The organism is Fervidicoccus sp. SLHALR4 (assembly GCF_058692745.1).
Genome location: NZ_CP182483.1, coordinates 376,763 through 399,972 on the forward strand (window position 1 = coordinate 376,763; position 23,210 = coordinate 399,972).

Annotated in this window: 26 protein-coding genes and 2 pseudogenes; 13 read left to right on the forward strand and 15 right to left on the reverse strand. The window is 54.3% G+C overall.

Annotated elements, in window-relative coordinates; all coding sequences use genetic code 11:
- The first annotated feature begins 79 nt into the window (after nt 1-79).
- Nucleotides 80-1,501, forward strand: a complete 1,422-nt coding sequence (locus ACLGLO_RS01965) for a cytosine permease (RefSeq protein WP_492128728.1) — start codon at nt 80-82, stop codon at nt 1,499-1,501.
- Between the two features lie 38 nt (nt 1,502-1,539).
- Here ACLGLO_RS01965 and ACLGLO_RS01970 read toward each other — a convergent pair whose 3' ends face one another.
- The 6 genes from ACLGLO_RS01970 to ACLGLO_RS01995 are packed head-to-tail and all read right to left on the reverse strand — an operon-like array spanning nt 1,540 to nt 5,662.
- The gene (locus ACLGLO_RS01970; RefSeq protein ID WP_492128729.1) at nt 1,540-2,022 is read right to left on the reverse strand and encodes a RecB-family nuclease; all 483 of its coding nucleotides are present in this window, start codon (nt 2,020-2,022) and stop codon (nt 1,540-1,542) included.
- Nucleotides 2,019-2,993 carry a DNA cytosine methyltransferase gene (locus ACLGLO_RS01975; protein ID WP_492128730.1) on the reverse strand — a complete coding sequence of 325 codons (975 nt, stop codon included), beginning with the start codon at nt 2,991-2,993 and terminating at the stop codon, nt 2,019-2,021. Before ACLGLO_RS01975 ends, ACLGLO_RS01970 begins: the two co-directional genes overlap by 4 nt.
- A complete protein-coding gene (locus tag ACLGLO_RS01980) occupies nt 2,965-3,528 on the reverse strand; it encodes a transcription factor (protein ID WP_492128731.1) in 564 nt (187 codons plus the stop codon). Before ACLGLO_RS01980 ends, ACLGLO_RS01975 begins: the two co-directional genes overlap by 29 nt.
- The gene (locus tag ACLGLO_RS01985; RefSeq protein ID WP_492128732.1) at nt 3,525-4,085 is read right to left on the reverse strand and encodes a tRNA (cytidine(56)-2'-O)-methyltransferase; all 561 of its coding nucleotides are present in this window, start codon (nt 4,083-4,085) and stop codon (nt 3,525-3,527) included. The genes ACLGLO_RS01980 and ACLGLO_RS01985 overlap by 4 nt, the downstream gene beginning before the upstream one ends.
- The gene (locus ACLGLO_RS01990; RefSeq protein ID WP_492128733.1) at nt 4,046-5,152 is read right to left on the reverse strand and encodes a GTPase; all 1,107 of its coding nucleotides are present in this window, start codon (nt 5,150-5,152) and stop codon (nt 4,046-4,048) included. Before ACLGLO_RS01990 ends, ACLGLO_RS01985 begins: the two co-directional genes overlap by 40 nt.
- Nucleotides 5,153-5,155: 3 nt before the next feature.
- The gene (locus ACLGLO_RS01995; protein WP_492128734.1) at nt 5,156-5,662 is read right to left on the reverse strand and encodes a multiprotein bridging factor aMBF1; all 507 of its coding nucleotides are present in this window, start codon (nt 5,660-5,662) and stop codon (nt 5,156-5,158) included.
- 84 nt (nt 5,663-5,746) lie between these two features.
- On the opposite strand from ACLGLO_RS01995, the gene ACLGLO_RS02000 reads away from it, so the two are divergent.
- From ACLGLO_RS02000 to ACLGLO_RS02030, 7 genes and pseudogenes are all read left to right on the forward strand, one after another.
- Nucleotides 5,747-6,925 (forward strand): proteasome-activating nucleotidase, encoded by a 1,179-nt coding sequence (locus ACLGLO_RS02000; RefSeq protein ID WP_492128735.1) that lies wholly within the window; start codon nt 5,747-5,749, stop codon nt 6,923-6,925.
- Nucleotides 6,926-7,081: 156 nt separating this feature from the next.
- Nucleotides 7,082-7,738 (forward strand): annotated as a pseudogene (locus ACLGLO_RS02005) (helix-hairpin-helix domain-containing protein); the annotation flags it as partial.
- Between the two features lie 228 nt (nt 7,739-7,966).
- Nucleotides 7,967-8,578: pseudogene (radA, locus tag ACLGLO_RS02010) on the forward strand (DNA repair and recombination protein RadA); the annotation flags it as partial.
- 5 nt (nt 8,579-8,583) lie between these two features.
- Nucleotides 8,584-9,099 (forward strand): HIT family protein, encoded by a 516-nt coding sequence (locus ACLGLO_RS02015; RefSeq protein ID WP_492128736.1) that lies wholly within the window; start codon nt 8,584-8,586, stop codon nt 9,097-9,099.
- Nucleotides 9,100-9,307: 208 nt separating this feature from the next.
- Entirely contained in the window at nt 9,308-9,478 is a 171-nt protein-coding gene (locus ACLGLO_RS02020; RefSeq protein WP_492128737.1) for a hypothetical protein, read from the forward strand.
- A 12-nt stretch (nt 9,479-9,490) separates the two neighbouring features.
- Entirely contained in the window at nt 9,491-9,901 is a 411-nt protein-coding gene (locus ACLGLO_RS02025; protein WP_492128738.1) for a hypothetical protein, read from the forward strand.
- A 10-nt stretch (nt 9,902-9,911) separates the two neighbouring features.
- Nucleotides 9,912-11,129: a threonyl-tRNA synthetase editing domain-containing protein gene (locus ACLGLO_RS02030; RefSeq protein WP_492128739.1), complete on the forward strand. Its 1,218-nt coding sequence runs from the start codon at nt 9,912-9,914 to the stop codon at nt 11,127-11,129.
- 55 nt (nt 11,130-11,184) lie between these two features.
- On the opposite strand, the gene ACLGLO_RS02035 is transcribed toward ACLGLO_RS02030, so the two are convergent.
- Nucleotides 11,185-12,030 (reverse strand): DMT family transporter, encoded by an 846-nt coding sequence (locus ACLGLO_RS02035; RefSeq protein ID WP_492128740.1) that lies wholly within the window; start codon nt 12,028-12,030, stop codon nt 11,185-11,187.
- A 104-nt stretch (nt 12,031-12,134) separates the two neighbouring features.
- Between ACLGLO_RS02035 and tenA the strand changes: the two genes are divergently transcribed.
- The 3 genes from tenA to ACLGLO_RS02050 are packed head-to-tail and all read left to right on the forward strand — an operon-like array spanning nt 12,135 to nt 15,865.
- The gene (gene tenA / locus ACLGLO_RS02040) at nt 12,135-12,821 is read left to right on the forward strand and encodes a thiaminase II (RefSeq protein ID WP_492128741.1); all 687 of its coding nucleotides are present in this window, start codon (nt 12,135-12,137) and stop codon (nt 12,819-12,821) included.
- 50 nt (nt 12,822-12,871) lie between these two features.
- The gene (gene glmS / locus ACLGLO_RS02045; protein ID WP_492128742.1) at nt 12,872-14,707 is read left to right on the forward strand and encodes a glutamine--fructose-6-phosphate transaminase (isomerizing); all 1,836 of its coding nucleotides are present in this window, start codon (nt 12,872-12,874) and stop codon (nt 14,705-14,707) included.
- Between the two features lie 6 nt (nt 14,708-14,713).
- Entirely contained in the window at nt 14,714-15,865 is a 1,152-nt protein-coding gene (locus tag ACLGLO_RS02050; RefSeq protein ID WP_492128743.1) for a hypothetical protein, read from the forward strand.
- 29 nt (nt 15,866-15,894) lie between these two features.
- On the opposite strand, the gene lysA is transcribed toward ACLGLO_RS02050, so the two are convergent.
- The gene (gene lysA / locus ACLGLO_RS02055) at nt 15,895-17,133 is read right to left on the reverse strand and encodes a diaminopimelate decarboxylase (protein WP_492128744.1); all 1,239 of its coding nucleotides are present in this window, start codon (nt 17,131-17,133) and stop codon (nt 15,895-15,897) included.
- A gap of 68 nt (nt 17,134-17,201) precedes the next feature.
- Here lysA and dph5 point away from each other — a divergent pair, with 68 nt between their 5' ends.
- A complete protein-coding gene (gene dph5 / locus ACLGLO_RS02060; protein WP_492128745.1) occupies nt 17,202-17,987 on the forward strand; it encodes a diphthine synthase in 786 nt (261 codons plus the stop codon).
- Nucleotides 17,984-18,700 (forward strand): DUF357 domain-containing protein, encoded by a 717-nt coding sequence (locus ACLGLO_RS02065; protein ID WP_492128746.1) that lies wholly within the window; start codon nt 17,984-17,986, stop codon nt 18,698-18,700. Before dph5 ends, ACLGLO_RS02065 begins: the two co-directional genes overlap by 4 nt.
- A 3-nt stretch (nt 18,701-18,703) precedes the next feature.
- Here the strand turns inward: ACLGLO_RS02065 and rtcA are convergent, their stop codons facing one another.
- The 7 genes from rtcA to ACLGLO_RS02100 form a co-directional block, all read right to left on the reverse strand.
- Complete coding sequence (gene rtcA / locus ACLGLO_RS02070; RefSeq protein ID WP_492128747.1) at nt 18,704-19,768, reverse strand: RNA 3'-terminal phosphate cyclase; 1,065 nt, start codon at nt 19,766-19,768, stop codon at nt 18,704-18,706.
- Between the two features lie 109 nt (nt 19,769-19,877).
- Nucleotides 19,878-20,306, reverse strand: a complete 429-nt coding sequence (locus tag ACLGLO_RS02075; RefSeq protein WP_492128748.1) for a hypothetical protein — start codon at nt 20,304-20,306, stop codon at nt 19,878-19,880.
- Nucleotides 20,307-20,347: 41 nt separating this feature from the next.
- Nucleotides 20,348-20,980 (reverse strand): phosphoribosyltransferase, encoded by a 633-nt coding sequence (locus ACLGLO_RS02080; RefSeq protein WP_492128749.1) that lies wholly within the window; start codon nt 20,978-20,980, stop codon nt 20,348-20,350.
- A gap of 3 nt (nt 20,981-20,983) precedes the next feature.
- Complete coding sequence (locus ACLGLO_RS02085; RefSeq protein ID WP_492129113.1) at nt 20,984-21,229, reverse strand: MoaD/ThiS family protein; 246 nt, start codon at nt 21,227-21,229, stop codon at nt 20,984-20,986.
- A gap of 27 nt (nt 21,230-21,256) precedes the next feature.
- A complete protein-coding gene (locus ACLGLO_RS02090; protein ID WP_492128750.1) occupies nt 21,257-21,466 on the reverse strand; it encodes a 30S ribosomal protein S17e in 210 nt (69 codons plus the stop codon).
- Nucleotides 21,467-21,604: 138 nt separating this feature from the next.
- Nucleotides 21,605-22,927 (reverse strand): TiaS agmantine-binding domain-containing protein, encoded by a 1,323-nt coding sequence (locus tag ACLGLO_RS02095; RefSeq protein ID WP_492128751.1) that lies wholly within the window; start codon nt 22,925-22,927, stop codon nt 21,605-21,607.
- The gene (locus ACLGLO_RS02100) at nt 22,924-23,175 is read right to left on the reverse strand and encodes an Lrp/AsnC family transcriptional regulator (RefSeq protein WP_492128752.1); all 252 of its coding nucleotides are present in this window, start codon (nt 23,173-23,175) and stop codon (nt 22,924-22,926) included. Before ACLGLO_RS02100 ends, ACLGLO_RS02095 begins: the two co-directional genes overlap by 4 nt.
- Nucleotides 23,176-23,210: the final 35 nt, after the last annotated feature.

Here is a 23,210-nt window from a genome sequence, read left to right on the forward strand (position 1 = left end):
GAAATTTTTTTGACATAATATTTAAATATTAATGTGAGATTTATCATATTAGTACTTACAAATTGGGTGGTAATTCCGCATGAGTGGAAACGTGGAACCAAAGGGATATAAGGAAAACCCGGTGCTTCTGCCCATACCTCCAGAAAAGAGGATGTATGGAACGGTGACTTTCTCATGGATGATGTTCGCGCTGAACGTCTGCATTCCGATGTTCTTCCTCGGAACGATAGGGCTGAGCTTAGGACTCACACCTGTCCAGGTGGCCGTCGGAGCCTTTCTGGGGAACTTCGCCGCAGTCATAGTGCTCTGGCTAAACGGAATAGTTGGTGTTAAGTACGGCATTCCTTATCCTGTCCAGCTAAGGCCATCGTGGGGATTCAAGGGTGCTGAAATAGCGGTAGTGCTGAGAGGAATCGTCGGCTTCGGATGGTACGGGATCGAGGCTTACAACGGAAGCCTGGCAATAATAATGATCCTCCTCTATGCTATTGGCTACGGAGGGAGGAATCCAGACCTCGTCTCTGCCGGCTCCTTCAAGTACGTTGGGATAATCGTTCTGCCGTATGTGGCCCTGGCAACCTATGTGATGTGGAAGGGCCTCAAAGCTATAGCTAGGTTCGTGGACATCGCAGGCCCCCTCGTAGTCTTGTACTTCATCTGGCTGCTCTACTACCTCAGCGGCAAGACGCCAGTTGGGCAGATCCCATCGGGGGTATCCTACTTCTCGATGCCGTTCGCAATATACCTGGCTGTCCAGACAAACTGGTGGGCACCTATAGCGCTCAACATAAGCGACCTCTCCAGAGGGCTCTATTCTGACAAGAGAGGAGTAACTGGTTTGATAGTGGGACCCCTTGTTGGAATAGTCGTAGGGCAGATAATCGGCTCCCTCCTTGGGTACTACCTGGGAGTCTACACTGGAAGGGTCACCCCGCAGGAAATCATACTGTACGGAGCTCCAGGCGTTGTTGCGATGATACTCGGTGAGATATTCGCCTTCGCTGCGCCGTTCAGCACAGACATAACAGCAAACATACCGGCAGCCATGAACATACTGACCTCGACGCTCAAGATGCCGTTAAAGTGGGCTGCCATAGGAAGTGGAATAATTGGATTCTTCCTCGCTCCGTGGTGGGCAGTATCAAGTGGACCGGGGATCGTAAACTACGTCACGGCCTTCTCATCGAACTACGGGATAATACTGGGACCGATGGGAGGAATAATGGTCGCCGACTACTACGTGCTGAAGAAGAGGAACTACGACCTGCAGAAGCTGTACACTAAGGGGCCTGAGGGGTACTGGTACCACAATGGATATTCATATGCAGCCATCCTCTCCTACGTGCTGACCATCCTGATAGTATACCTGTTCAGCTGGGCGATCGGGCAGATATCGTGGACAGGTCCAATACCATGGCCGACCAATCTCAGCTGGTACCTGGGAGTTGTGCTGAACTTCATACTGTACATACCGCTGGCCAAGGCCTTCAAAGAAGCTTAATAGCAAACCTCAAAACAAAAAACAAAACATTTTTTATTTCATACTTTTTTTGTCTGCTCCGCTTTTTCTGCTAGAATATGCAGCAGCAAGCTTAGGGCGGACTCTGGAGGAAGCTCTCTAGGAGCTGAAGCCGATCTCACAGCTTCTGCACCCTCAATGATCTCCCCCGATGTGAACCCTGTATCGCTTCCCGAGAAGAGGAGGAGAATCCTCCCGCTTTCCGGGCGGATCTCTAGGTCTTCTAAGCTGGAGATGGGCCTCCCCCGCGCAGCTGAGTACTGCAGTATGCCGTAGTCCCGGAATATCTCCCTGTACTCTCCGATGTCCTGGAGGACGAGAAAGCTTATCCCCCTCTTGAAGAGCTGCTTGCTTGCCTCCGGTATGCCGTACTGAGCTGCCGCGCCTGTTACCCTCGAGAAGACCACGAGCTCGACTTCCAGGTCAAAAGCGAAGAGCGTCCGGAGGAAGTCGGAGAGCCTGGATGTGCTGCTTATATCGTGGAGGCCGACAGAGAGCTTCATTTCTCATGCTCCCTCTCGAGATATTCGAGGACTTCTTGAGCGATAGCAGTAGATAAAGTTACTGGAACGCTCTCCCCGACCATGTTGTACTGCTCGTCCCTCCCCCCGAGGAAGATGTGGTCATCCGGGTAGCCCATGAGCCTTGCCTGCTCCCTGACGGTGAGGAGCCTGTCCTCGAAGGGGTGGATGAACCTGCTGCTTCCGAGAACGGTGGGGGCGATGTCCTCGGGGTCTAGCCTTATGAGGTTCGGCAGAGCTTTCCCTCCGTAACCCTCGTAGTATATCATGGCCTCTCCCTTTCCGAGCTTCCTCATCCTCCTCTGCTTCCTTGCGCTCAGGGTTGCGGGCTCGTGGTTGGGAGGGTGCTCGAAGTTGGGCGGGGGGAGGTCCCCTATAGCTTCAATGACCTTGATCTTCTTCCCGCACTTCTCAGGGGAGAGCTGGATGTTCGACAGAAAAAGCCTGGTCCTTCTGCTCGGCGTGCAGTAGTCCTCCGCCTTCAGAACATTGAAGTAAACCCTGCTGTAGCCAGCCCTCTCCGCCTCCCTCTCCAGGGCGCTCCTGAGCTCCCCCTCCGTTATCGCTGGAACGTTCTCCATGACCCAGACCTTCGGCTTCAGCTCGGCCAGGATTCTGAAGTAGTTCAGCGTCAGGACTCCCTGGGGATCTGAATAAAGCCTGTCCAGGGGATCTCTCTTCCTGTTCTTGTTCGCCGCTGTGAAGGGCTCGCAGGGTGGGCTCCCTATGAGGACGTCCGCCTTCCCCACGAGCTCCTCAATAAGTCTTCCAGTAACCTCCTTGATGTCTTCCGCCAGAACTATTGCACTAGGGAAGTTGGCTTTGTATGTTCTGGCCGCGGCCTTCAGATTATCTATCCCAAGAGCGATCTCGAAGCCTCTTTCCTTGAACCCCCTGGAGAAGCCCCCTCCTCCGCTGAAGAGATCAACCACCCTGTACCTTCTTCGACTCATCTGCCAGCTCCTCTTCGAGCTTCCTGACATACTCCTCCAGCAGAGCTATCTCCTTCGATCTGTCCACATACTCGAGGGGTACCCCGCATATGGGGCACGTGAAGTCGTTGGCCAGAGCGTCATCGAAGCTGTACTCCCTCCCGCACTTCTGGCAGCGGTAGATGACTCTGTTGCTCTTCTCATAGGACAGCCTCAGCTTGAGCTTCTCAAGCACCTCCCTCTTCCTCGAGAGCAGAGCTGCGGAGAGCCCCTCCCAGTTTATCTTCCAGTAGTATGTGTTCCAGTTGGTGCTCTCCTCCTTCATCCTCCTGTAAACCAGAATGTTGAGGTCGTGGAGCTTGTAGAGAACCTTCCTCACGGCGTTCTTGTTTATGCCGAGCTTCTCAGCTATTTCATCCTCGGTCATCTCTCGGCCCTCATTCTTGAGCAGCCTGAAGAGCGTTATGGATCCCTTCGGGGCCAGCCTGTATATGAACTCCTCCAAGCTGTCCTCCGGCTCCTCTCCTCCTGAGACATCTCCCGAATTAGAGCTCATCTTCCGCCTTCACCCAGAACTCTCAGCTTCTTCCCTCTCCTGGAGGGCTCAATTGAAATCTTGGCATCCTCGTATGCAAGATATAGCTCTTCTCCATTATATAATCTATCGAGGAATACCGCGAGGGCCGCGACTTCGCTGTGGGGCTGGCTTCCTACCGAGATGTTCAAGTCAGCAAGTTCGTATACGTCGCGGGGGACCTTCTCCGCTCCAACTGCTATGAGCACAGGCTTCCTGTACTTCCTGACCTCCTCCAGGCCTTCATCCAGGGGGACTCCGTACATTGTCAGGTGGACGACCTTCCCGCCGAGCTCCTTCCAGTCGCCGATGTACTTTCTGTATGGAAGACCGCAGGAGAAGTGCTTGATCCCCCTCCCCCAGCTCCCCTCCACTTGGAGGAGGCTCCTCGCCACTCCTAAATCGCAGGTATCAGAGAGGAAGAAGTATGAAGCTCCGAAGGCCCTGGAAACGAGAGCGACATGAGTAGTCACCCTCTTATCCCTTTCTGGCCTGTGGCCTATTCTGAGAACGCCTGTCTCTGGCTCAAGGCGAGCCATGCTGCTCGCTCCACCTCCTCCGTTCCTGTTCTCCTCAGGGCGCTCACAGGATGAGCTCCCCGGAATTCGGGAAAGAGCTCGGACCCCATCGAATTCACGAGCTCCAGCTTTCTTCCGATCTCAGCGCTCCCGACGGCATCAATCTTGTTCGCCGCAATAACAGTTGGTTTGTAGGCGGAGTCCAGGTTCCTGAACGTCTCGGCTGCCTGCCTCATCTGCTCCTCCAGGACCTCCTCCTCTTCGCTTATGTCCAGGACGAATATGAGGGCTTCGGCTTCCTTGATCTCCTCTAGAGTCCCGTAGAATGCCTCAAGGATTTCCGGGGGAACGTTCAGCACGAATCCCACAGTATCGACCAGGAGGAGGGGGAGAGACGTGTGCCTCGCTGTCTTGGGGGACAGCGTGGTGAACGGCACAGGGCCCGCCAATTTATTGCTCCCGGTCATCGCATTGAAGAGCGTCGTCTTTCCCGCATTTGCGTATCCCACTATCGCTACAGACGGGAGCCCCATCTTCTTCCTCCTCTCCCTCAGAATAGCTCTCCTCCTCCTGATCTCCTCGAGCTCTTTCCTGGCCCTTGCCATAGACCTCCTGACCTGCTTGTAGTACCTGTCTATGGCATAGGTTCCTCCTGAGAGGAAGCCTGGGAGCTCGCCTCGCTTGCTCCTGTTCAGGATCTCTCTTAGGAGGGGGATCTCGTGTCTGTACCTGGCCATCTCTATCTGAAGCATCGCTTCCCTCGAGCCGGCATTGCTCTCGAAGACCTCGAGCAGGAGCAGCGTCCTGTCCATCACCTCCGCCTTTGTCCTCTTCATTATCGCTATCTTCTCGCTCGGTGGCAACTCGGGCTGAATGAGGACGAGGTCCGAACCGCTCTGCCTCAGCTTTCTGTCGAGCTCCTCAAGCTTGAAATCGCTTATCCTCACCCCCGATCCGTTGGCCCTCAGCGATACCCTGTCCAGCACTGATATGCCGAGGACAGAAGCAAGGACTTCGAGCTCTTTGAGGATGTAGGGGCTGGTGCCCCTTTCAAAGAGGAGGACTGAGCTTCTCCTGCTCAGAAACACAAATCACCCCTTCTTGCGTATGTTCACTATGTCGCCCAGCGTTATCTCGTCTTCGCTCTCTATCTTCATTGAGCTTTCTCTGGATTCATCGACAACCGGCTCAAGCAGCTTTATGCCGAGAGCCTTCTCCAGCCTCCTTGCGAGATCTATGGAAGGCCTCAGCCTGCCCTGCTCAACCCTCTTGAGCACCGTTTCCTTCTCCATGACTTTCTGCGAGAGGGCTAGGAGGGAAATCCCGCTCCTCTCCCTTGCTTCCCTTATTCTCTGAGCATAGTCCTCCACAACTTCGAACTCCACTTCGTGCTTGATCTTGGGCTGAGTTCTCTTGGGCCTCGGCTGAGCTGCCGGCTTCGCTTCCCTCTCTTCCCTCGCCGACTTCTCCTGCGCTTTAGCGCTCTGCTTTCTGTAGCACTTCTCGCAGACGGTGAGGCTGACTCCTTCTATCGTTATCTTGTAGGCCTTCCCAACAATTGGGCTTCCGCAAAGCTCACAGTAGAGCTGCTCCGGCATATTAATAAAGCACCCTATACCATTTAAACCGATATATTAGAATAAATTAGTGTGGTTGTTATAAAGTATTGTGCAGGGGTTAATATGGAAAGCGATGGTGATCTGACGAGGATAGAGGGAGACAGCATAGCTGAGTACGTCAAGTACCTGGAGAAGAAGATAAAAGAGCTGGAAGAGGAGAAGCTGGTCCTCAAGAAGGAAGTGAAGTACTACAAGGAGGAAATGGAGAAGCTCCTGTCGCCCCCCCTCATCGAGGGCGTAGTCCTCGACATTCTACCTGACGGGAGGGCGGTCATCAAGAGCTCCTCCGGTCCCAACCTGATCGTATCGATCGGAGGCAATGTGAAGAGGGAGGAGCTCTATCCAGGCGCCAGCGTGGCCATAAACCAGAGAGGTTCCAGCATTGTTGAGGTTCTCCCCAACAGGGAGGATCCGTACGTGAAGGCTATGGAAGTTGTAGAGAGGCCGAATGTATCTTACTCAGATATAGGGGGGCTCTCCAAACAGATCGAGGAGCTAAGGGAAACGGTGGAGCTCCCCCTCCTAAAGCCCGATCTCTTCAGAAAGGTGGGCATTGAGCCGCCGAAGGGCGTGCTCCTCTTCGGCCCTCCGGGAACTGGAAAGACCCTCCTAGCCAAGGCCGTGGCCAACGAGACGAAGGCCACTTTCATAAGGGTCGTGGGAAGTGAATTCGTGCAGAAGTTCATAGGAGAGGGCGCTAGGATAGTGAGGGAGGTCTTCGAGCTCGCGAAGAGGAAGGCTCCCTCCATCATATTCATAGATGAGCTTGACGCTATTGCTGCGAGGAGGGTCGATCTTGGAACCAGCGGGGAGAGAGAAGTGCAGAGGACCATGATGCAGCTCCTCGCGGAGATGGACGGCTTCGACCCCCTCGGGAACGTCAAGATAATCGGAGCGACGAACAGGATAGATATACTCGATCCCGCAATCCTCAGGCCGGGAAGGTTCGACAGGATAATAGAAGTGCCGCTTCCAGACAAGAAGGGGAGGGCAGAAATATTCGCCGTTCACGTCAGGAAGATGAGCACGGATAGAGATGTAGATATTGATAAGCTGGCCGAGCTCACTGAGGGGTTCGTTGGAGCAGAAATAAAGGCGACATGCGTTGAGGCAGGCTACTTCGCCATTAGAGAGGGGAGAGACCGGGTGAGGATGGAGGACTTCCTGAGATCTATAGAGAAGATAAAAGATAGGAAGAAGAAGACGGTTCTTGAGCTCCCCCAGGTCTCTCTAGCCTTTTGAGGCCTCTAATTTTCCTTATTTCATTTTTCGATGCATGATGTCAGCTCCTCCCTCTGAGTAATCTTGGTTTGAACGTGGAAAGGAAAAGTAATATTTTCGGATAACTACTTATTTATACTGGAAGGTGGATACTTCCTCAAGAAAAGGTTGGGAAAATTGGCACCAAAAGCTCAGAAGGAAGAGGAGTCCTCGGAAGAAGAGAAAAAGATCAAGAGCCTGACTGATCTTCCGGGAATAGGCCCTGCTACAGCGGCTAAGCTTGTCGAGGCAGGCTACGCTTCCCTCGAAGCAATTGCCGTAGCAACTCCTCAGGAAATAAGCGCTGCCGTCGGAATACCTCTCGTCACAGCACAGAAGGCTATAAAGGCCGCAAGGGATGCGCTCGATATAAAGTTCAAGACTGCGCTTGAGTTAAAGAAGGAGAGGCAGACCGTCGGCAAGATAACAACTGGGAGCAAGGCGCTCGACGATCTCCTGGGAGGCGGGGTTGAGACCAGGACTATAACAGAGTTCTTCGGCGAGTTCGGGACGGGAAAGTGCTTCACTCCGGAGACTGAGCTCCCTGTTATCGGGCCGGGGGGGCTCGCGAAGAGCGTTTCCGTCTCTGATCTGTATGAGGAGGCCGAGAGCGAGAGAGGGGGGAAGCCTCTCGGGACCGGGACTGCCGCTGAGCTGAGAGAGGCCCTCGTCCCAACGATCCTTGGAGGATCAGTTGTTCCGGCTGAAGCTCCAACTGTCTACAGGGAGAAAGTCAAGAAGATAGTGAGGATGAGGCTTTCTGACGGGAGCGAACTGGGAGTGACGCTCAACCACCCATTCCTGATCGTAGAGGGGGGAAGGCTGGTTTGGCGGAGGGCCTTCATGGTCAGAGAAGGCGACATGACGCTGAAGCTGGAGAGCTACAGGCCAGGAGAGAGGCCGTCTGCTGAGGTCCTCAGGATTGAGAGGGCGAGGATTGAGAAGTACGACGGCTTCGTGTATGATGTGGTAGTTCCTAGGACGCACTACTTCATATCATCTTCTGGCCTCATCCTCCACAACACTCAGCTCAGCCACCAGCTCTCCGTCAACGTCCAGCTGCCTCCGGAGAGGGGAGGATTGAGCGGAAGGGCTGTCTACATAGACAGCGAAGGAACCTTCAGGTGGGAGAGAATAGAGGCCATGGCCAGAAACCTTGGGCTGAACCCAGACGAGGTGATGGAGAACATCTTCTACATAAGGGCGGTGAACAGCGACCACCAGATGGCGGTTGTGGAGGAGGTCTCCGAGATGATACCGGAGAGGAACATAAAACTGGTGGTCGTCGATTCTGTTACAGGGCACTTCAGGGCGGAGTACCCAGGCAGGGAGAATCTCGCTTCGAGGCAGCAGAAGCTGAACAGGCACCTCCACCAGCTCATGAGGATAGCTGAGATATTCAACATAGCGGTTGTGATAACAAACCAGGTCATGGCGAGGCCGGACGTCTTCTACGGCGACCCAACACAGGCTGTCGGAGGGCACGTGCTCTATCACGCGCCCGGAGTGAGGGTTCAGCTTAGGAAGAGCAGGGGGAACAAGAGGATAGCAAGGGTCGTTGATGCGCCGCACCTTCCGGAGGGGGAGGCAGTCTTCGCGATAACCGAGAACGGAATAAAGGATGCCGAAGAGTAAATAGGGTGCTCGGAAAGTTGAAAGTCCTGTGGGCTCCCTGGAGATCCAGCTACTTGAGCTCGATCTCCTCGGAGGAGAGAAAAGGGTGCATCTTCTGCGATATGCTGAAGAACGGAAAGAGCGACAGAGAGAACCTGATAGTGTACAGAGGAAGGAGGGTCTTCGTGGTCCTGAACAGATACCCCTACACCGCGGGCCACATCATGATAGTACCCTACCGCCACGTTTCCACTCCAGAGGAGCTTGATGAAGAAGAAAGGAAGGAGATGATGGACGTGCTCTCTCTTTCTCTCGCAGCGCTGAAGGCTTCATACAGACCAGATGGAGTCAACGTTGGGATGAATCTGGGGAGGGCTGCTGGAGCAGGAGTAGAGGGGCACCTCCACATGCATGTTGTTCCGAGGTGGGTGGGGGACGCGAACTTCATGAGCGTTGTTGGGGATACGAGGGTGATATCGGAGTCGCTGTCCACCTCGTATGAAAGGCTCAGGGAGGCCTTCTCAGCATTATTGCTTCGATGATCCTCTCCACTACCTCGAGAACTGATGGGAGCCGTTGCACTTCGAGATCCCACAGCTACTGCTCTTTTCCCCCACAGGAAAAGCTTCTTCTGGGGAAACCTGCTCCGCCGCAAACTATTATACTTGCTGTATTATCAATTAATTAGCAGGACCTAGAGGGCGATGATTAAGTCCTCGATCACTGATGCTCGTGATGAAGGTGTTGACCATGAGCCGCGAGAGCTACGCTTTGGAGCTAGTTGAAGAATACGAGATAAATGGGGTCAAGCGGTTCAAGTTCAGGGATGCCAGAACGGGAATAATAATAAATGTAGCCGGAAGGAATGCAGAAGATGCGAGGAGCAGGGCCCTTCAGGTGGCTTCTCTGGTCTTGGGATAGAGGTGGGTGGAGTTGCCGGTGGTGCAGATACTAATCGACAGGATAAGCGGAGAGAGGTATTCCGAAGCTCTCCCCCCAATGTTCAGGTACAACACCCAGATCACTGTAACAAAGATAAGCGAAGATGCGGCGGCTGGGATTGGGATATATGAGTTCAAAGTCAGCCTGAGCTCCGATCCCATGGCCGTATCAATAAGCTTGGGGGGCAAGGCGAGGATTCAGACGCAGGGCATCGAGGAAAAGGCGGAGCTCTTCGAGAAGAAAAAGCAGGAGGAGAGGGTAGCCATCGTTTCCTCGATGATATTTCCCCAGGTCATGTCTTCCCTCATAATAATTTCGAGGGAGCTCCAGGTTCCTCCTCCCATACCCGCTATTCAGCCCCAGCAACATCAAGGGGAAAAGAAAAGCTTCCTGTCGATGTAGGGAGGAAGGCTTGAGGACGCTGCAAATACACGCGAAGAGGTTCGGCTACAGGATCAGGGAAAAGGCAGTGGAAAGCGCTGAGGAGATCCGAGGAGAGAGCGGGGAGGCCGAAAATGCCCTCGTTGCCTTCATAACTGTGGAGAGGGGGGATGGGGAGAGGGAGGCTGAAGAGGCTGGAAGAGAGATCTGCGACCATGCTAAGAGGGTTGGGGCCTCGGCAATTGTCATTTATCCATACGCCCACCTCTCCAGCTCCCTCGAATCTCCAGAGAGATCGAAAGAGCTGCTCGATAAGGTGGAGAGCGAGGCCTCGAGCTGCGGGATGAGGGTTCTGAGAGCCTCCTTCGGGTGGTACAAGGAGTTCTTCCTCGATTCCTTTGGCCACCCAATGGCGGAGCTCTCCAGGAGCTTCGGAGGGAGGGAGCCCTCTCTTTCAGCGAAGCTCTCAAAGAAGCTGCACGAGAGGCTGTTCAGAGAATACCTTCCGAGGTTCGGGCTGAGAGTTGAGGAGAGAGGATTCTCGATCGAGGAGCCGTGGCGCTCCATCCTCTTCCAGAGCTTCAACCTTCAGAGAATCTTCTGCTTGAGGGAGGATCCCGAAGACTTCGCAACTTCTTGCGGCGATGGTGGACTGATCGCTTTGACATTCAAGCCTGGAGGGGAGAAGCTCTACGATGCAGTGCTCCCTGCTCTCAACCCTCCTTCGGCTGAGTTCTTCGAAGTGATGCGCTTATCTTCATGCGGGGACAGCATCTGCGCTGAGCACGAGGCTGAGAAGATTCCGCTCTCCTTTGAGAAAGGTGGGAGGAAGTTCATTCTGGTGAGCAGCTTCGTGATATCGATGATAGCTGATAGGCTGATCGCGCTCGATATGGGAAGGCCTTCTCCTCCTGTTCTGCCGATATGGTACTCCCCCTATCAGGCTGCAGTCCTGAAGGTGGGGGACGCCTCTGCCAGCTATGTTCGGGATGTGGCAGAGGAAATAAGGGGAGCAGGGCTGACAAGAGTGTATGTGGACGACTCTCCCAGAAAGCTCGGAGAAAAGCTGAGAGAGTGGGGGATGAAGTGGACGCCCTTCATATTCATTGTTGGCGGGAAGGAGGAAGAGGCGGGCAACGTAGTTCTCAGGGTGAGGAAGTCTGGCCTCCAGCTCCCTGTTAAGAAGGAGGATGTAGAGAAAAAGGTGAGAGAGCTCCTGGAAGAGGAGCAGATGATGAGGCTGTTTTGAGTGAGGAACCGATGATCGGGTGAACCTCCCCTGATGCTCTCTTGGGAACCCTTCCCTACTTATTAAAGCGGTGATGCGGGAGCTTTCCTGCAATTGATGGGAAGAATACTCCGAGAAGCGCTATGCTGAGGCCGAGGATCTGAACCGCTTCAGGGGCTTTTCCATATGATGCCGACTGAATTGCGAGAACCCCTATGGGAACAAGATAGCTGATCATTGTTGCTCTCTCTATTCCTTCCTCCACAATGAGCCTGTTCCAGGATATGAACTGGAAGGCTCCTCCAGCGGTAGCGAGCCAGACGAGTTCGAGGACATGCATTGGCTGGAAGGGGGCGGGAGCTGGAGGCTTCTCCAGGAGTGCGAAGGGGAGCGATACAGCGCTCATTGCGAGGAATATCCCCGCATTGAATTCCACAGGATCAGCTTCTGGCTTTCTCTTATAGAGAACGCTATAGAGGGCCCAGAGGAAGGCATTGCTGAAGGAAAGGAGGACGCCGGATAGGCTGGATCCCGTGGAGAGGGGAACCGAATAGAGGGCAAAGCCAGACAGCGACAGCAGGGCTATCCAGAGCCTGCCCCTCTCTCCGTAGAGGAGCCTTCCGAGGATGATGGCGATGAACGGCATTGAATATCCCAGCACTATGGAGTCTCCAGGAGAAAGCAACTCGAGGCTCATCAGCCACAGGACTGTGCTCGCATAGATCAGGAGAGACATCGCTATTTGGAAAGAATCGACCCTGGGGATCCTCTTTAGCATGATTATAAGGAGAGCTGCTACAAAAGCCGATCGAGCGAATGTGAGGAAAAGAGGACCCGAGGCCGAGAGAAGATCCTTAGCTGCGAAGTTCAGCGGTATGCTGAAGAATACATAGAATGCCGCATATTTCCAGCTGCTCTTCACGGATCGATCTCCACCGAGAAAATAGCTTCAAGCATCAGAGTTTTTAAGGTAAGCAGCAATGCTTATCTCCTCGAGCATCGGATTTTTATCATAGGGTGCTCCCCATGCAGGAGAGGCCTGTGCAGAAGCTCTGGAGCAAGATAACCGATGTATATGAGGCAATTCTCAACCATCCATTCCTGAAGGGGCTGACCGACGGATCGCTGGATGAGAACGCCTTCAAGAGGTATGTAGTCCAGGACACTATCTACCTCAGGGGGTTTGCCAAGGCCCTCTCTGCCCTCTCGGCTAGGTCCCCCCGTGAAGAGTGGCAGAAGGCCTTCATCGAGGATGCGAAAGGGGTATACGATGTGGAGAAGAGCCTCCACGAGCTTTTCTTCAGCCAGTGGGGAATGAGCAGGGAGGATGTGGAAAAGACTCCGCCAAATCCCGTAAACGTTGCCTACGTCAACCACCTGCTCTCCTCCGCGCTGCTCAGAGATTTTCCGGTTGGAGTATCTGCTGTGCTGCCCTGCTACTGGATATACCTGGAGGTGGGGAAGTTCCTGGAGAGGAGGGGCTCCCCAAACGCGATTTACAGGAAGTGGATCGAGACCTATTCCACGGGGGAGTACGTGAAGATAGTTGAGAGGGTTCTCAATATAGCTGATGAGGTCCTCCGCGCAGCGGACGAGAGCGTGTGGAAAGAGGCCGAGGAGGCCTTCAGGCTCAGCTCGATATATGAGTACATGTTCTGGGATGCTGCATACAGGGGAGAGAGCTTTCCTTTTCCGCTGAGGGCTTCACGCTAAAAATTATAAATTGCGCCGTATGATAGAGAGAGCAGACGAGGTACACCGGTTTGTGCGGAATAATAGGGGTCACCTGTGCAGATTCCTGCTCAAAGAGCAGGGTCGCTGAGATAATCACCAACGGCCTCAGATCCCTCGAATACAGAGGTTATGACAGCGTGGGAATAGCTATAGTTGATGCTGATGAGGGGAGGATCACCGTAAAGAAGAGCGACGGAATGCTGGAGCAGGTAGCCAAAAGGTATGACTTCCCCAACACGCCTGGCCGCACGGGGATAGGACACACAAGATGGGCAACGCACGGAGCTCCAACGCAGATCAACGCACACCCCCAGGTGGACTGCAAGCAGGAAGTTGCAGTAGTCCACAACGGGATCATAAAGAACTTCCTGGAGCTGAAGAGGAGGCTCCAATCCTCAGGCCACATCTTCAGGAGCGAGACGGATACGGAAGTATTTGCTCACATGGTGGAGGAGCTCTCCAAGAGCTCCGATGTCTTCACTGCGTTCAAGAAAGCCGTTTCCATGCTTGAGGGGAGCTATGCTTTAGCGATGGTTGCCCTGAAGGAGCCCGACAAGATATTTTTCGCCAGGAAGGAGAGCCCGCTGATAGTTGGGTTATCAGATGGGATGAAGCTGATAGCGAGCGACATACCGGCCATGCTGGAGCACACGAACACCTTCATCCCCCTCCAGGACGGAGAAGTTGGCTGGATATCGCCGAGCGAGCTACACATAGAGAGCTTGAGCGGTGAGGAGGTTGATCTGGGAAAGAGGATAATCCGCGTTGACTGGAAGTCTGATATGGTCAAGAAGGGCGGATATCCGCACTTCATGATAAAGGAGATACACGAGCAGCCCCAGGTCCTGAGGAACACATATGAAGGCCTCATGAGCGACGATATTTTGGACAGGGCTGCTGACCTCCTGAGCAGGGGGGAGAGGATATTCGTAACTGCTGCGGGAACCAGCTACCACGCCTCCCTTCTCCTCAAGCTATACGCTGAAAAGCTTGCTAGGAGGATTGTCTATCCCTTCATAGCCTCTGAGTTCAGGACTGTGGAGCACCTTGCGGAGAAGGGGGATGTTATAATAGCCGTCAGCCAGAGCGGGGAGACTATAGACACGATGAAGGCGATGAGGGCCTTCAAGGCCAGGGGAGCAACAGCTGTAGCCATTACAAATGTAATGGGCAGCACCATAGGTAGGGAGGCGGACTTCACCATTCCCATGAGGGCCGGCCCGGAAATAGGAGTAGCTGCTACCAAGACTTTCCTCACTCAGGCGCTTGTGGCATCGCTGCTTTCCATAAAGCTGGCGATGAGGCTCGGAAGGATCGATGCAAGCGAGGGGAGGGAGATGATCGGTGCGCTCGGGGAGGCTGGGAGGATAGCTGGAGAGTCTATAGCTATGACGGAGGGGGCCTCGAAGGGCATGGCAGAAAGGATATATGCTTCTCAGAGCCTCTACTTCCTCGGCAGGGGGCTGGGAGTCCCCTTGGCGTATGAAGCCGCCCTCAAGCTGAAGGAGATCTCATACATACATGCAGAGGCATACCCTGCAGGAGAGTCAAAGCACGGGCCGATTGCGCTCGTTGAGAAGGACTTCCCCGTCTTCTTCATAGTTAGCGGCGATTCATTCGAGGAGATTGCGAGCAATGTTGCAGAGATGAATGCAAGGGGGGCCATGACGGTTGCGCTGGCTCCAGAGAGGCTCAGGGAGAAGCTTGGGGCGAGGGTGCTGTTCAGAGTTCCCGAGACCAGCCCCCTCCTGGAGCCCTACGCCCTCACCCCTCCTTTCCAGCTCCTAGCATACTACACCGCCGTTAGAAGGGGGTTCAATCCGGACAGGCCTAGAAACCTCGCAAAGACCGTGACCGTGGAGTGATGAAAAATGGTTTCAGTAGTATACGTCAGCGGTCTGGATTTGGAGAGCCTGTTCCCGCTCACGAAGAAGGAAAAGCCTGTTCCAAACATAACTGTTCTCGGGAAGCCTGTAGCTGTCTGGATCGCTCAAGCGGCGATGAGCGGAGGCTTCGAGGACATCGTTGTGGCTTATCCTTCAATTTCACAGCAGGTCAGGGCTTCCATAGGGGAGAGGGTTCTGCTCCTCGACTGCGCTGGAAAGCTTGCAGCAAGGTGCGCCTCCGAGGCCCTTCGTGAAGCCAAGGACGATGAGGTTGCCCTGATCGTAGGGAGCCATGTTTTCCCTCCGGACTTCCTGCGGAGCGCTGTGGATAGCTGGAAGGAGAGCGGAGGCGCTAGGCTCGCCGTTGTTGTTCCAGACCAGTCCCTCCAGGAGGAGAAGATCGAGAGGATCGGAGTAGAAGTCGAGTTCATTGGGAAGTATGTGAGGAGGGCCTCAATAATCAGGGAAGAAGCCTCGCCCTACACCTTCGCAGGCACCATAGTGGGGGAGAAGGAAGATCTCCTTTCGTTCTTCGAGGGCTCCGAGAGAGCAGCTGATGCAGTCCTGAGGGCCCTCAACTCTGGGAAGCCGTCATTCTACATCTACTCAGGGAGATACACCCCCCTCGCATCGCCGTGGAAGCTTCTGGAGCTGGTCAAGTCTCTGCTCAGCGAGAGCGAGGGAGTCTTCATAGGCCAGGACGCGAAGGTGAGCCCAACCGCCATATTAGAGGGCCCAGTAGTCGTAGAGAGCGGCGCCACAATAGATCACTACTCGGTTATAAAGGGGCCTGCATACATCTCGAAGGGGGCCTTCATTGGAGCCCACACCCTTCTGAGGAGCGGGGTTTCCGTAGAGCCCTATGCAGTTATAGGAGCTGGCGTGGAGCTCAAGAGAAGCTACGTCGGCTCAAGAGCAACAATCGGCTCCAACTCAAATGTGACCGACAGCGTCATAGGGGAGAGGGCAACCCTGAGGCCAATGGTCGTCACTCTCAATTATGACTTGCAGGAGGCGAGAGCTAAGGGGGAGGCGTACAGGAAGAAAGGAGCCATAGTTGGGGAGGGGGCAATAATAAATGGGGGGAAGACCCTCAAGCCGGGCTCCGTCATAGAGCCGGAGCAGCTCTATCTCTGAATGCTTTTTTCCGGGAACCCGATCCTGCCTCAGAGCATTGTCCTGATCATGTCTTCGAAGCTCTCCCTCCTCCTAATCAGCTCCGCCTTCCCACTTTTCCTAACAATGACCTCCGCTGGTCTGGGCCTCAAATTGTAGTTGGAGCTCATGGAGAATCCATACGCCCCCGCATTCATGACGGCAATGATGTCGCCTTCTTCAACTGGAGGGAGGCTGATGCCTCTAGCTATGACGTCGCCGCTCTCACAGTAGTTCCCCACGACGTCCGCCTCTACGGCTCCACCCTCCCTGATCCTTGCGGGAACTACCTCATGATGAGCTCCGTACAGCGCGGGCCTTATGAGGTGACCCATTCCGCTGTCCACTCCTATGAAGCAGCGCTTCCCGCCCTCGCTATGAACCCTCTTCACATCAACCACTCTGGCGAGCAGGATACCAGCCTCCGCTATGAGGTACCTTCCGGGCTCAGTGAAGAGTTCCACATCCCTCCCAGATCTGCTCGTGAAATCCTCCATGAGAAGAGAGAGCTCTCTCCCAAGCTCCTCAATGCTGAGGGAGGGGTCTCCCTTCCTGTAGCTTATGCCGAAGCCTCCCCCAATATCTATGAAATCAACGGTCTCTATCCTCTCGGCCAGCTCAAGAAGATCTCGGAGCGCTCTGGCATGGAGCCTGTGGTCAGCTATCCCGGAACCCATGTGGGTGTGCAGGCCCTTCACGGTGATCCCGAGTTCTCTGGAAAGCTCGAGGGCTGCCTCCAGATCATATATGCTGATCCCGAACTTCGTTGCTCCTCCTGTGACGAGGAAGGAGTGGTACCCTTCCCCGTACCCTAGGTTCAGCCTGAGAGACACCTCTCCATTTCCGCGCAACAAAGCATATCTCTTCAGCTGCGAAAGAGAGTCTATGTTCACCAAAGCTCCCGCTTCCTCAGCGATCTTCATGTCCTCCCTGCTGACGCTGCTGCCCGTGAACAGGATGGAGCCCGGCTGGAATCCCGCCATCCTGCCGAGGAGGACTTCGTATGGGGATACTGCATCGAGGCCGGAGCCGAGAGATCTGAAGAGCCTGAGGATGTGGAGATTGGAGTTGGCCTTTGCGGCATAGAGAATCCTGAAGCGCCTGTAGCTGAAGGAGCCAGCCAGTCTGGCGAAGTTCCTCTCTACTGTCTCCTCATCATACACGTAGAGAGGAGTCCCGAACTCCCTCGCGAGTTCCTCTGCCGATATGCCCCCTACGGTCAGGATCCCTCCTTCCCTGCCTATTCCCACAGACTGCTCACTCCGAACTGATAAATACTCCTCACGGTTTTAATACCTAGTGTCAGGGGTATGTTTCATTGAGCAGCTGTCCAGGGAAGATCGTTTTCGTTGGTCTCGGTCTCCAAGAGGGACACATAACCAGTGAGGCTGCTGAGAAGCTGAGGAAGGCAGAGAAGGTTTTCTATGAGGGATACACGAGCTTCTACTATCCGGATGTTGCCGAGGCGCTGGAGAGGATTGGGGTGGAAAAGGGGAGGATAGTGAAGCTTTCGAGGAGGGATCTGGAAGACAGATCTGGAGAAGCTCTCATGAGGGAAGCAGCAGAGGGGAAGACTGTTGCACTTGCAACGGTTGGAGATCCTTTCATAGCGACCACGCATTCAGTGCTAAGAACCTCCTTCTTGAAGATGGGATGCAGGGTCGAGTATGTGCCCTCGGTGAACATATTCTCATACTCCGTATCTGCTACAGGGCTCTTCTCCTACAAGTTCGGGGAGAGCGCGACCATTGTCTACTCGAGGGACGGAATCTTCTCGACATACCCCTACCTGGTGATGGCCGAGAACCTGAAGAGAGGGCTCCACACCTTTTTCTTCCTCGATATAGATGAGAGGCTGGGCCCCCTTAATGCAAGGGATGCTGTGAGGCTGCTGATCGAAGCAGAGGAGAGAGAGGGGATGGGCGCGTTCAGCGAGGACAGGGAAGTCATAGTCATAGAGAGGGCTGCCTGGCCGGACGAGAGGATAATACTGGCTGAAGCCTCAGCCATCATGGAGAAGGATCTCAGGCCTCCCCACTCCTTGATAGTCCCAGGGAAGCTCCACTTTGCTGAGAGAGATTCCATAGAGGTGTTCAGAGGATGAGCGACGCGTGTGAGAAGGCATCGCTCTACATCCCCATGGTCGAAGATGCACTGAAGCAGGTCGAGAGGGGCTCTTTTTCCTTGGAAGAAGATGAAAGGAAGCTCATCGAGCTCTCCTCCCTATACCTGGAAGATGCGAAGTACTACTTCCAGAGAGGCGACTGCAGCACAGCAATTGCAGCTGTATCCTACGCAGAGGGGCTTCTGGACTCTCTGGCAATACGGGGAAAGATCAAGATAGAGTGGAAGAGGGAGAGGCCCAAGAGAGTCGTCGTTGCTGGGACATTCGACATCCTCCATCCAGGGCACTTGCACTTCATTAAGTCAGCTGCGAAGCTGGGGGAGGTCTACGTCGTAGTTTCGAGGGATGAGAACTCGAAGAAGGCGAAGGGTAGGGAGACGATCTTCCCGGAGCGCTCCAGGCTGGAGATGGTCAGATCCTTGAAGTGGGTCAGAGACGCAGTTCTCGGCGACAGGAGCGATTTCCTCAAGCCCATTGTCGAGCTTTCCCCCGACATAATCGTTTTGGGCCCAGACCAGAAGGTCAGAGAGGAGGAGCTCAAGAGGGAGCTCGAAAAGAGGGGGTTGAAGAATGTGGAGGTCATCAGGCTTGAGAGGAGGGAAACGGGAGTGACCCCGAACAGCACCACCTCCATAATTCTCGAAATTATGAAGAAGTTCTGCATGCCTCCGCAGGCTGGAGAGGAGAAGTAGTCCTCAAAGGATCTTCATCACAAACGGCTCTCCCTTCTTCCCCTCAACCGCTGCTCTGACCCCGAGGACCTTCTCTACCACAGAAGCGTTTGTAAGAGCATGCTCAGTCAGCGCTGCTCCACCGACCTCGCTCCCCCTTCCAGCCAGAGCAGCGATCGGGATGATCATGTCCGACATGTGCCTGTCGAGGGCCATATCCGTGCGGAGGTCTTCGATGAGCCTCTGCGCCGCTTCCCTCCCGACAAGCTCCGCCCTCTTCCCCCTTTCGCCGAGAGAGTCAGCCCCCAGGATCGAGCTCTCTGTGTATGCAGCAATGCTCACAGAGGAGCCTGGATCGAGAGATCTGAGAGGAGAGGAATCGTCTTCAATGAGGGTTGAGATCTCGGAACCGCGGAATTCTCGGGAGAGGACCTCCTGCGCGCTGCCAGCCTGCCTCTCTGCAACGTGTCTCGGGAGGTTGTGCGCAACGCTCCTTATTTCGAACCTCTCTATCCTCCCCCTCCTGAGCAGCCTGAATGGCTTCAGAGATCCGGGGGGATCCTCTATTGTAAGCCTCACCGCCCCCCCTCCCCTTGGATAGTAGCCTCTTCTGAGTATCTCGAATGAAAATTTGAAGCCTACAATCTCAGCTGTTTTCGCAACAACGGAGGCGAAGTAGTCAGAAGTTGGGCTCCACGGGACATCCGTTCCCCCAACAATCTCGAAGCTCGTCCTTCCGGGCAGGAAGGGGAGCACGGGAAGGAGGGCCTGAGCTATGAGCGTTACGCTGCCCGCCGTCCCAACATCTATCTTGAAGGAACCCGCCCTCAGCCTCCCGGGAAAGAATGAGAGCTCGGTGCTTCCCAGTGATGCTCCTACAGCTTCTCCTCCCGATATCATGGCAACTGCCTTCACTGCGGAGAGGTGCTGGTGCTGCAGGCCGGGATTCCTCCTCTTCGCCCTTATGTTGACTATCTTCACGGGCCTCCCCGTGACGGCGGAGAGGGCCAGGGAAGTCCTCACTATCTGCCCCCCGCCTTCTCCAAAGCTGCCGTCGATGACCACGGGCTGCATGATGAGTACCTCCAATGCAGTTCTTTCAGGAACAGTATATCAAGCTGCAGCTCATAGCGAAAATCTGAGAATTGGGAAGCATAGTTCTTTTTTTCGCTTCTCTCGGTCTGCCAGACGAAAGGCTTCAGGAGATCCACCTGCCTATGGAGGAAAGAGCCACCGCCGCAATCAGCGCCAGCTCCCCCAGTTCCCTGAGGGCGGGATCCTCCAAAATAACTTCCACGGCCTTCTCATTGAAGCGGCACGGAGGTTGCTCAGGAACATCTATAGGCTTCTTGGTTACATAGGCGAAGCAGCTCTCCCCGCTGTATCTGCTCAAGAACTCCTCGATATCTTTGACCTGCTTCCTCACCAGCAGCCTCCTCAGAACCTCAAGCCGCTTGTTCCTGAGGGAGTCGCCGGCTTCATTAGCTCTGACGGCTTCTTCGGCAGCCTTAGCAGCATGCGCGCACGATGCTATAAGGGCAGAAGGCAGCTCGGCTTCGAGAACTGTTATCTCCGGAGGGATGCTGAGTCTATCCCTCGAAATGGTGAAGAATAGCGCGGAAGACATGCTGGGATATATAGGCACATTGGCGCAAGAGGAGTTCTGGGTCATTTCTGCCTCTTTTCCCCCACGATGAGGTTAAGTATCCTCCTTATTTTCTCCTGATCGAGGCCGACCTTCTGGGAGAGATCCCTCGATATCCCCTCCACATCCACAGATGTCCTGCTTGTTATCCTGTACTCAGCTTCAACTAGAGTCTGAACCGTCTCCCTCTTCTCCCAAGGAAAGATTATCCACTTGTCTGTCTGGCCATAGTAGAAGTCCGGAACGATCACGCTCCACGGCTTCGTATAGAGGGATGCCGTCTTTATGAGCTTGGGACCGTAGAGGCTAACAGCCCCCAGAGCTACCTGGAGGCTCTTTCCTGTATCAGCAACGTCGTCCACTATGAGCACGTTCTTGTCCTTTACGTCGCAGACCAGCGGCTGCGTTATCACTGGGCGCTCGCTCCTCTCCTCTACCCCCCTGTAGAACTTTATCTCGAGGGCCCCAACCTCCTTCACATCGAGAAGATCGCTCAGCATTCTCGCAGGGATCCACCCTCCCCGCAACACCCCAACGATGACCTGCGGGGTGAAGCCCGAGGAAAAGATCTTTTCAGCAATGGTGAGAGAGGCTTCCTCTATATCGTCCCATCGAAGGGTGAGGAACCTGTCGCTTTTCGAATCTTCGCTGGACAATCCTCATCCCCCGTGGCTTATGGGCACTATCGTCACAACGTCATTTTCCTTAAGCGGAGCATCGTCGCCGTAGATGAGGGAGTCGACCCCATTTATCAGAAAAACGTACTTTCCGCTGGGCTTTCTGTCGAGATCTAGGAGGTCTGAAGCCTTCGAGGAGAGAAGGTTGAGCACTTCGCTGAGGCTTCTGCCAGGAACTTCCAGGCTCTCACCGCCAAAGATCTCCTTGAGCTGCCCTACAAATATCACCTTGGGCAAAAGGCAGACACCGCTCTCTCAAGCTGTTGCTGCTTCCTTCTTCTTGCTTATCTTCACCAGCCTGGTCACATAGCCGGCTATCCTGTTCTGGACTCTCTTGCTCGGTATATCGACAAGCTTCCTGACGAGCTCCTTGTTCTTCTCGAAGCTGTCCGTAAAGAGGCTTGGGTACATTGAGATCAGCCTTCTCGCTGTCCTCTTTACCATTGCGGTCCTCACTTTACCCATCTATAACATCCCCGCTTTCACTTTTATGAAAGAAAATAGGTTTTGGAGCGATTATAAAATTTGCCTCGGCGGTTTTCTTTGAAGACCTGCTGCGTGGCTCTATGCGGGAGGCCCGGGAGCTGCGCAGGACAGCGCTCTTCAGATAGAGCAGCTCTCCCCTCCGCTTTTCAAATCCACTCTGGGGAGCTCAACGCCTTCCAGTTCAGATGGCTTGACCAGGTGCCTTACCCTACCCTCCATTGGAGAGATGGGGGAAGGCAGGGGATCCCTCTTAAGCGCCACCTCTTCCTTCTCCAAGCCTTCCGCTGCCCTGTATCCGCACTTCGGGCACCTGTATCCTTTCCCTCTCCCTGCGCTCTCCATTTTAGCTCCGCATCTTGGGCACCTTGGATTCCTGAATATCTTCAGCTCCGAGAGCTCCAGGATCCACAGCTTCTCAGCTTCAAATATGAGCCCTCCTTCTCCTTTCGAATCCACAGCTCCCCCCAGCACCCTGATCCTGTCTCCCTTCCTGAGCGCTGAGGCTACTCTGTTCATCGGATAAGTCTCGCTGTAGAAGGAAACAGCTATCTCGCCGCTGTCATCTTCGATGTTCAAGAATACGTGGCCCCCCTTTCTCACCTCGGGACTGCTGCTCACTCTCCCTTCTATCAGTCCTGTCCTGTAAGCCTTGAGCTCCTCTATCTTCCTGGGAAACCTGTGAGGATCTGTGTGCTGGTTTGTCCTGAATATGCACCAGGAGGAAGGCTTCTCCATGTATGGGAGGATTGATGAGAAAGCTTCAACTATCTCCTTCGGATCTGTCCCCCTTATCCCTATGAGCACAGGATCCGGCCCCCTTGGGACGGCGACGACTCTCCTCCTCTTCCTGCTTACATTGTTGAAGAGGGAGGGGAAGCTGAGCAGTACCTCTGCGGCCCTCTCCTCATCGATGATCCTCTCCCCTTCAGCATCAAGGGACCTGTAGGCCAGGAGCTCGAATGTGGACTCCGATCCGGAGAAAGCGTAGCCCAAAGCAGAGAGCGAGCCTACCAGGCTCCTCTCGCCAGCAGCGATCATTCCTCCGATCTCCTCAGCAACTTCGAGGGCGACTTTCCTGGGGACGAGATCTGAAAGGGATCTGCGGTAGAGCTCCACGGCCCTCTCTATATTCTGGGCGGAGTCCAGGTCGAGGATGAATGCTGAGCCCTTTCCATCGAAGCTGTATATGCCGGAGAGCTCCTCCACGGCCCTCTCCACGAGGCTTTCGCTTAGATCCCCCTCTGTAATGAGCGATACTGCCGCGTTCCCCCTCGTCTTGAACGGGACGTTTGGGTTGAGCCTGACGAGAATCGGCCCGGACTTCAGCCTGAAATCTATGCCGTAGGACTTGAGAAGCTTGATTAAAAAAACTGTGAAGTGAGTAGTGCAGCCGGAGAAATTCGAATCGAAGCCGTCCAGGCCCACAGCTAGCTTCTTCACTTCTTCTTGAGCTCCTTCCCTTCGACGATTATCATTGTGAGCGTGGACCTGACTTTGGGCAGCTTTCTTATCTGAGAGGCCACGACCTCCTTAAGCCTGTCCATAGTTTCCGCTTCTACCTTGACGATCACATCATATACTCCGTATACTACGTAAGCTTCAGTTACCTCCTTCACCTTGGATATCTCGTTGAATACTTCTTCCTCACTCCCAATTTCAGCATTTATTAGTACAATGGCTGAGGGCATTTAGTTTCCCACCAAATATATAATCAAGCACTTAC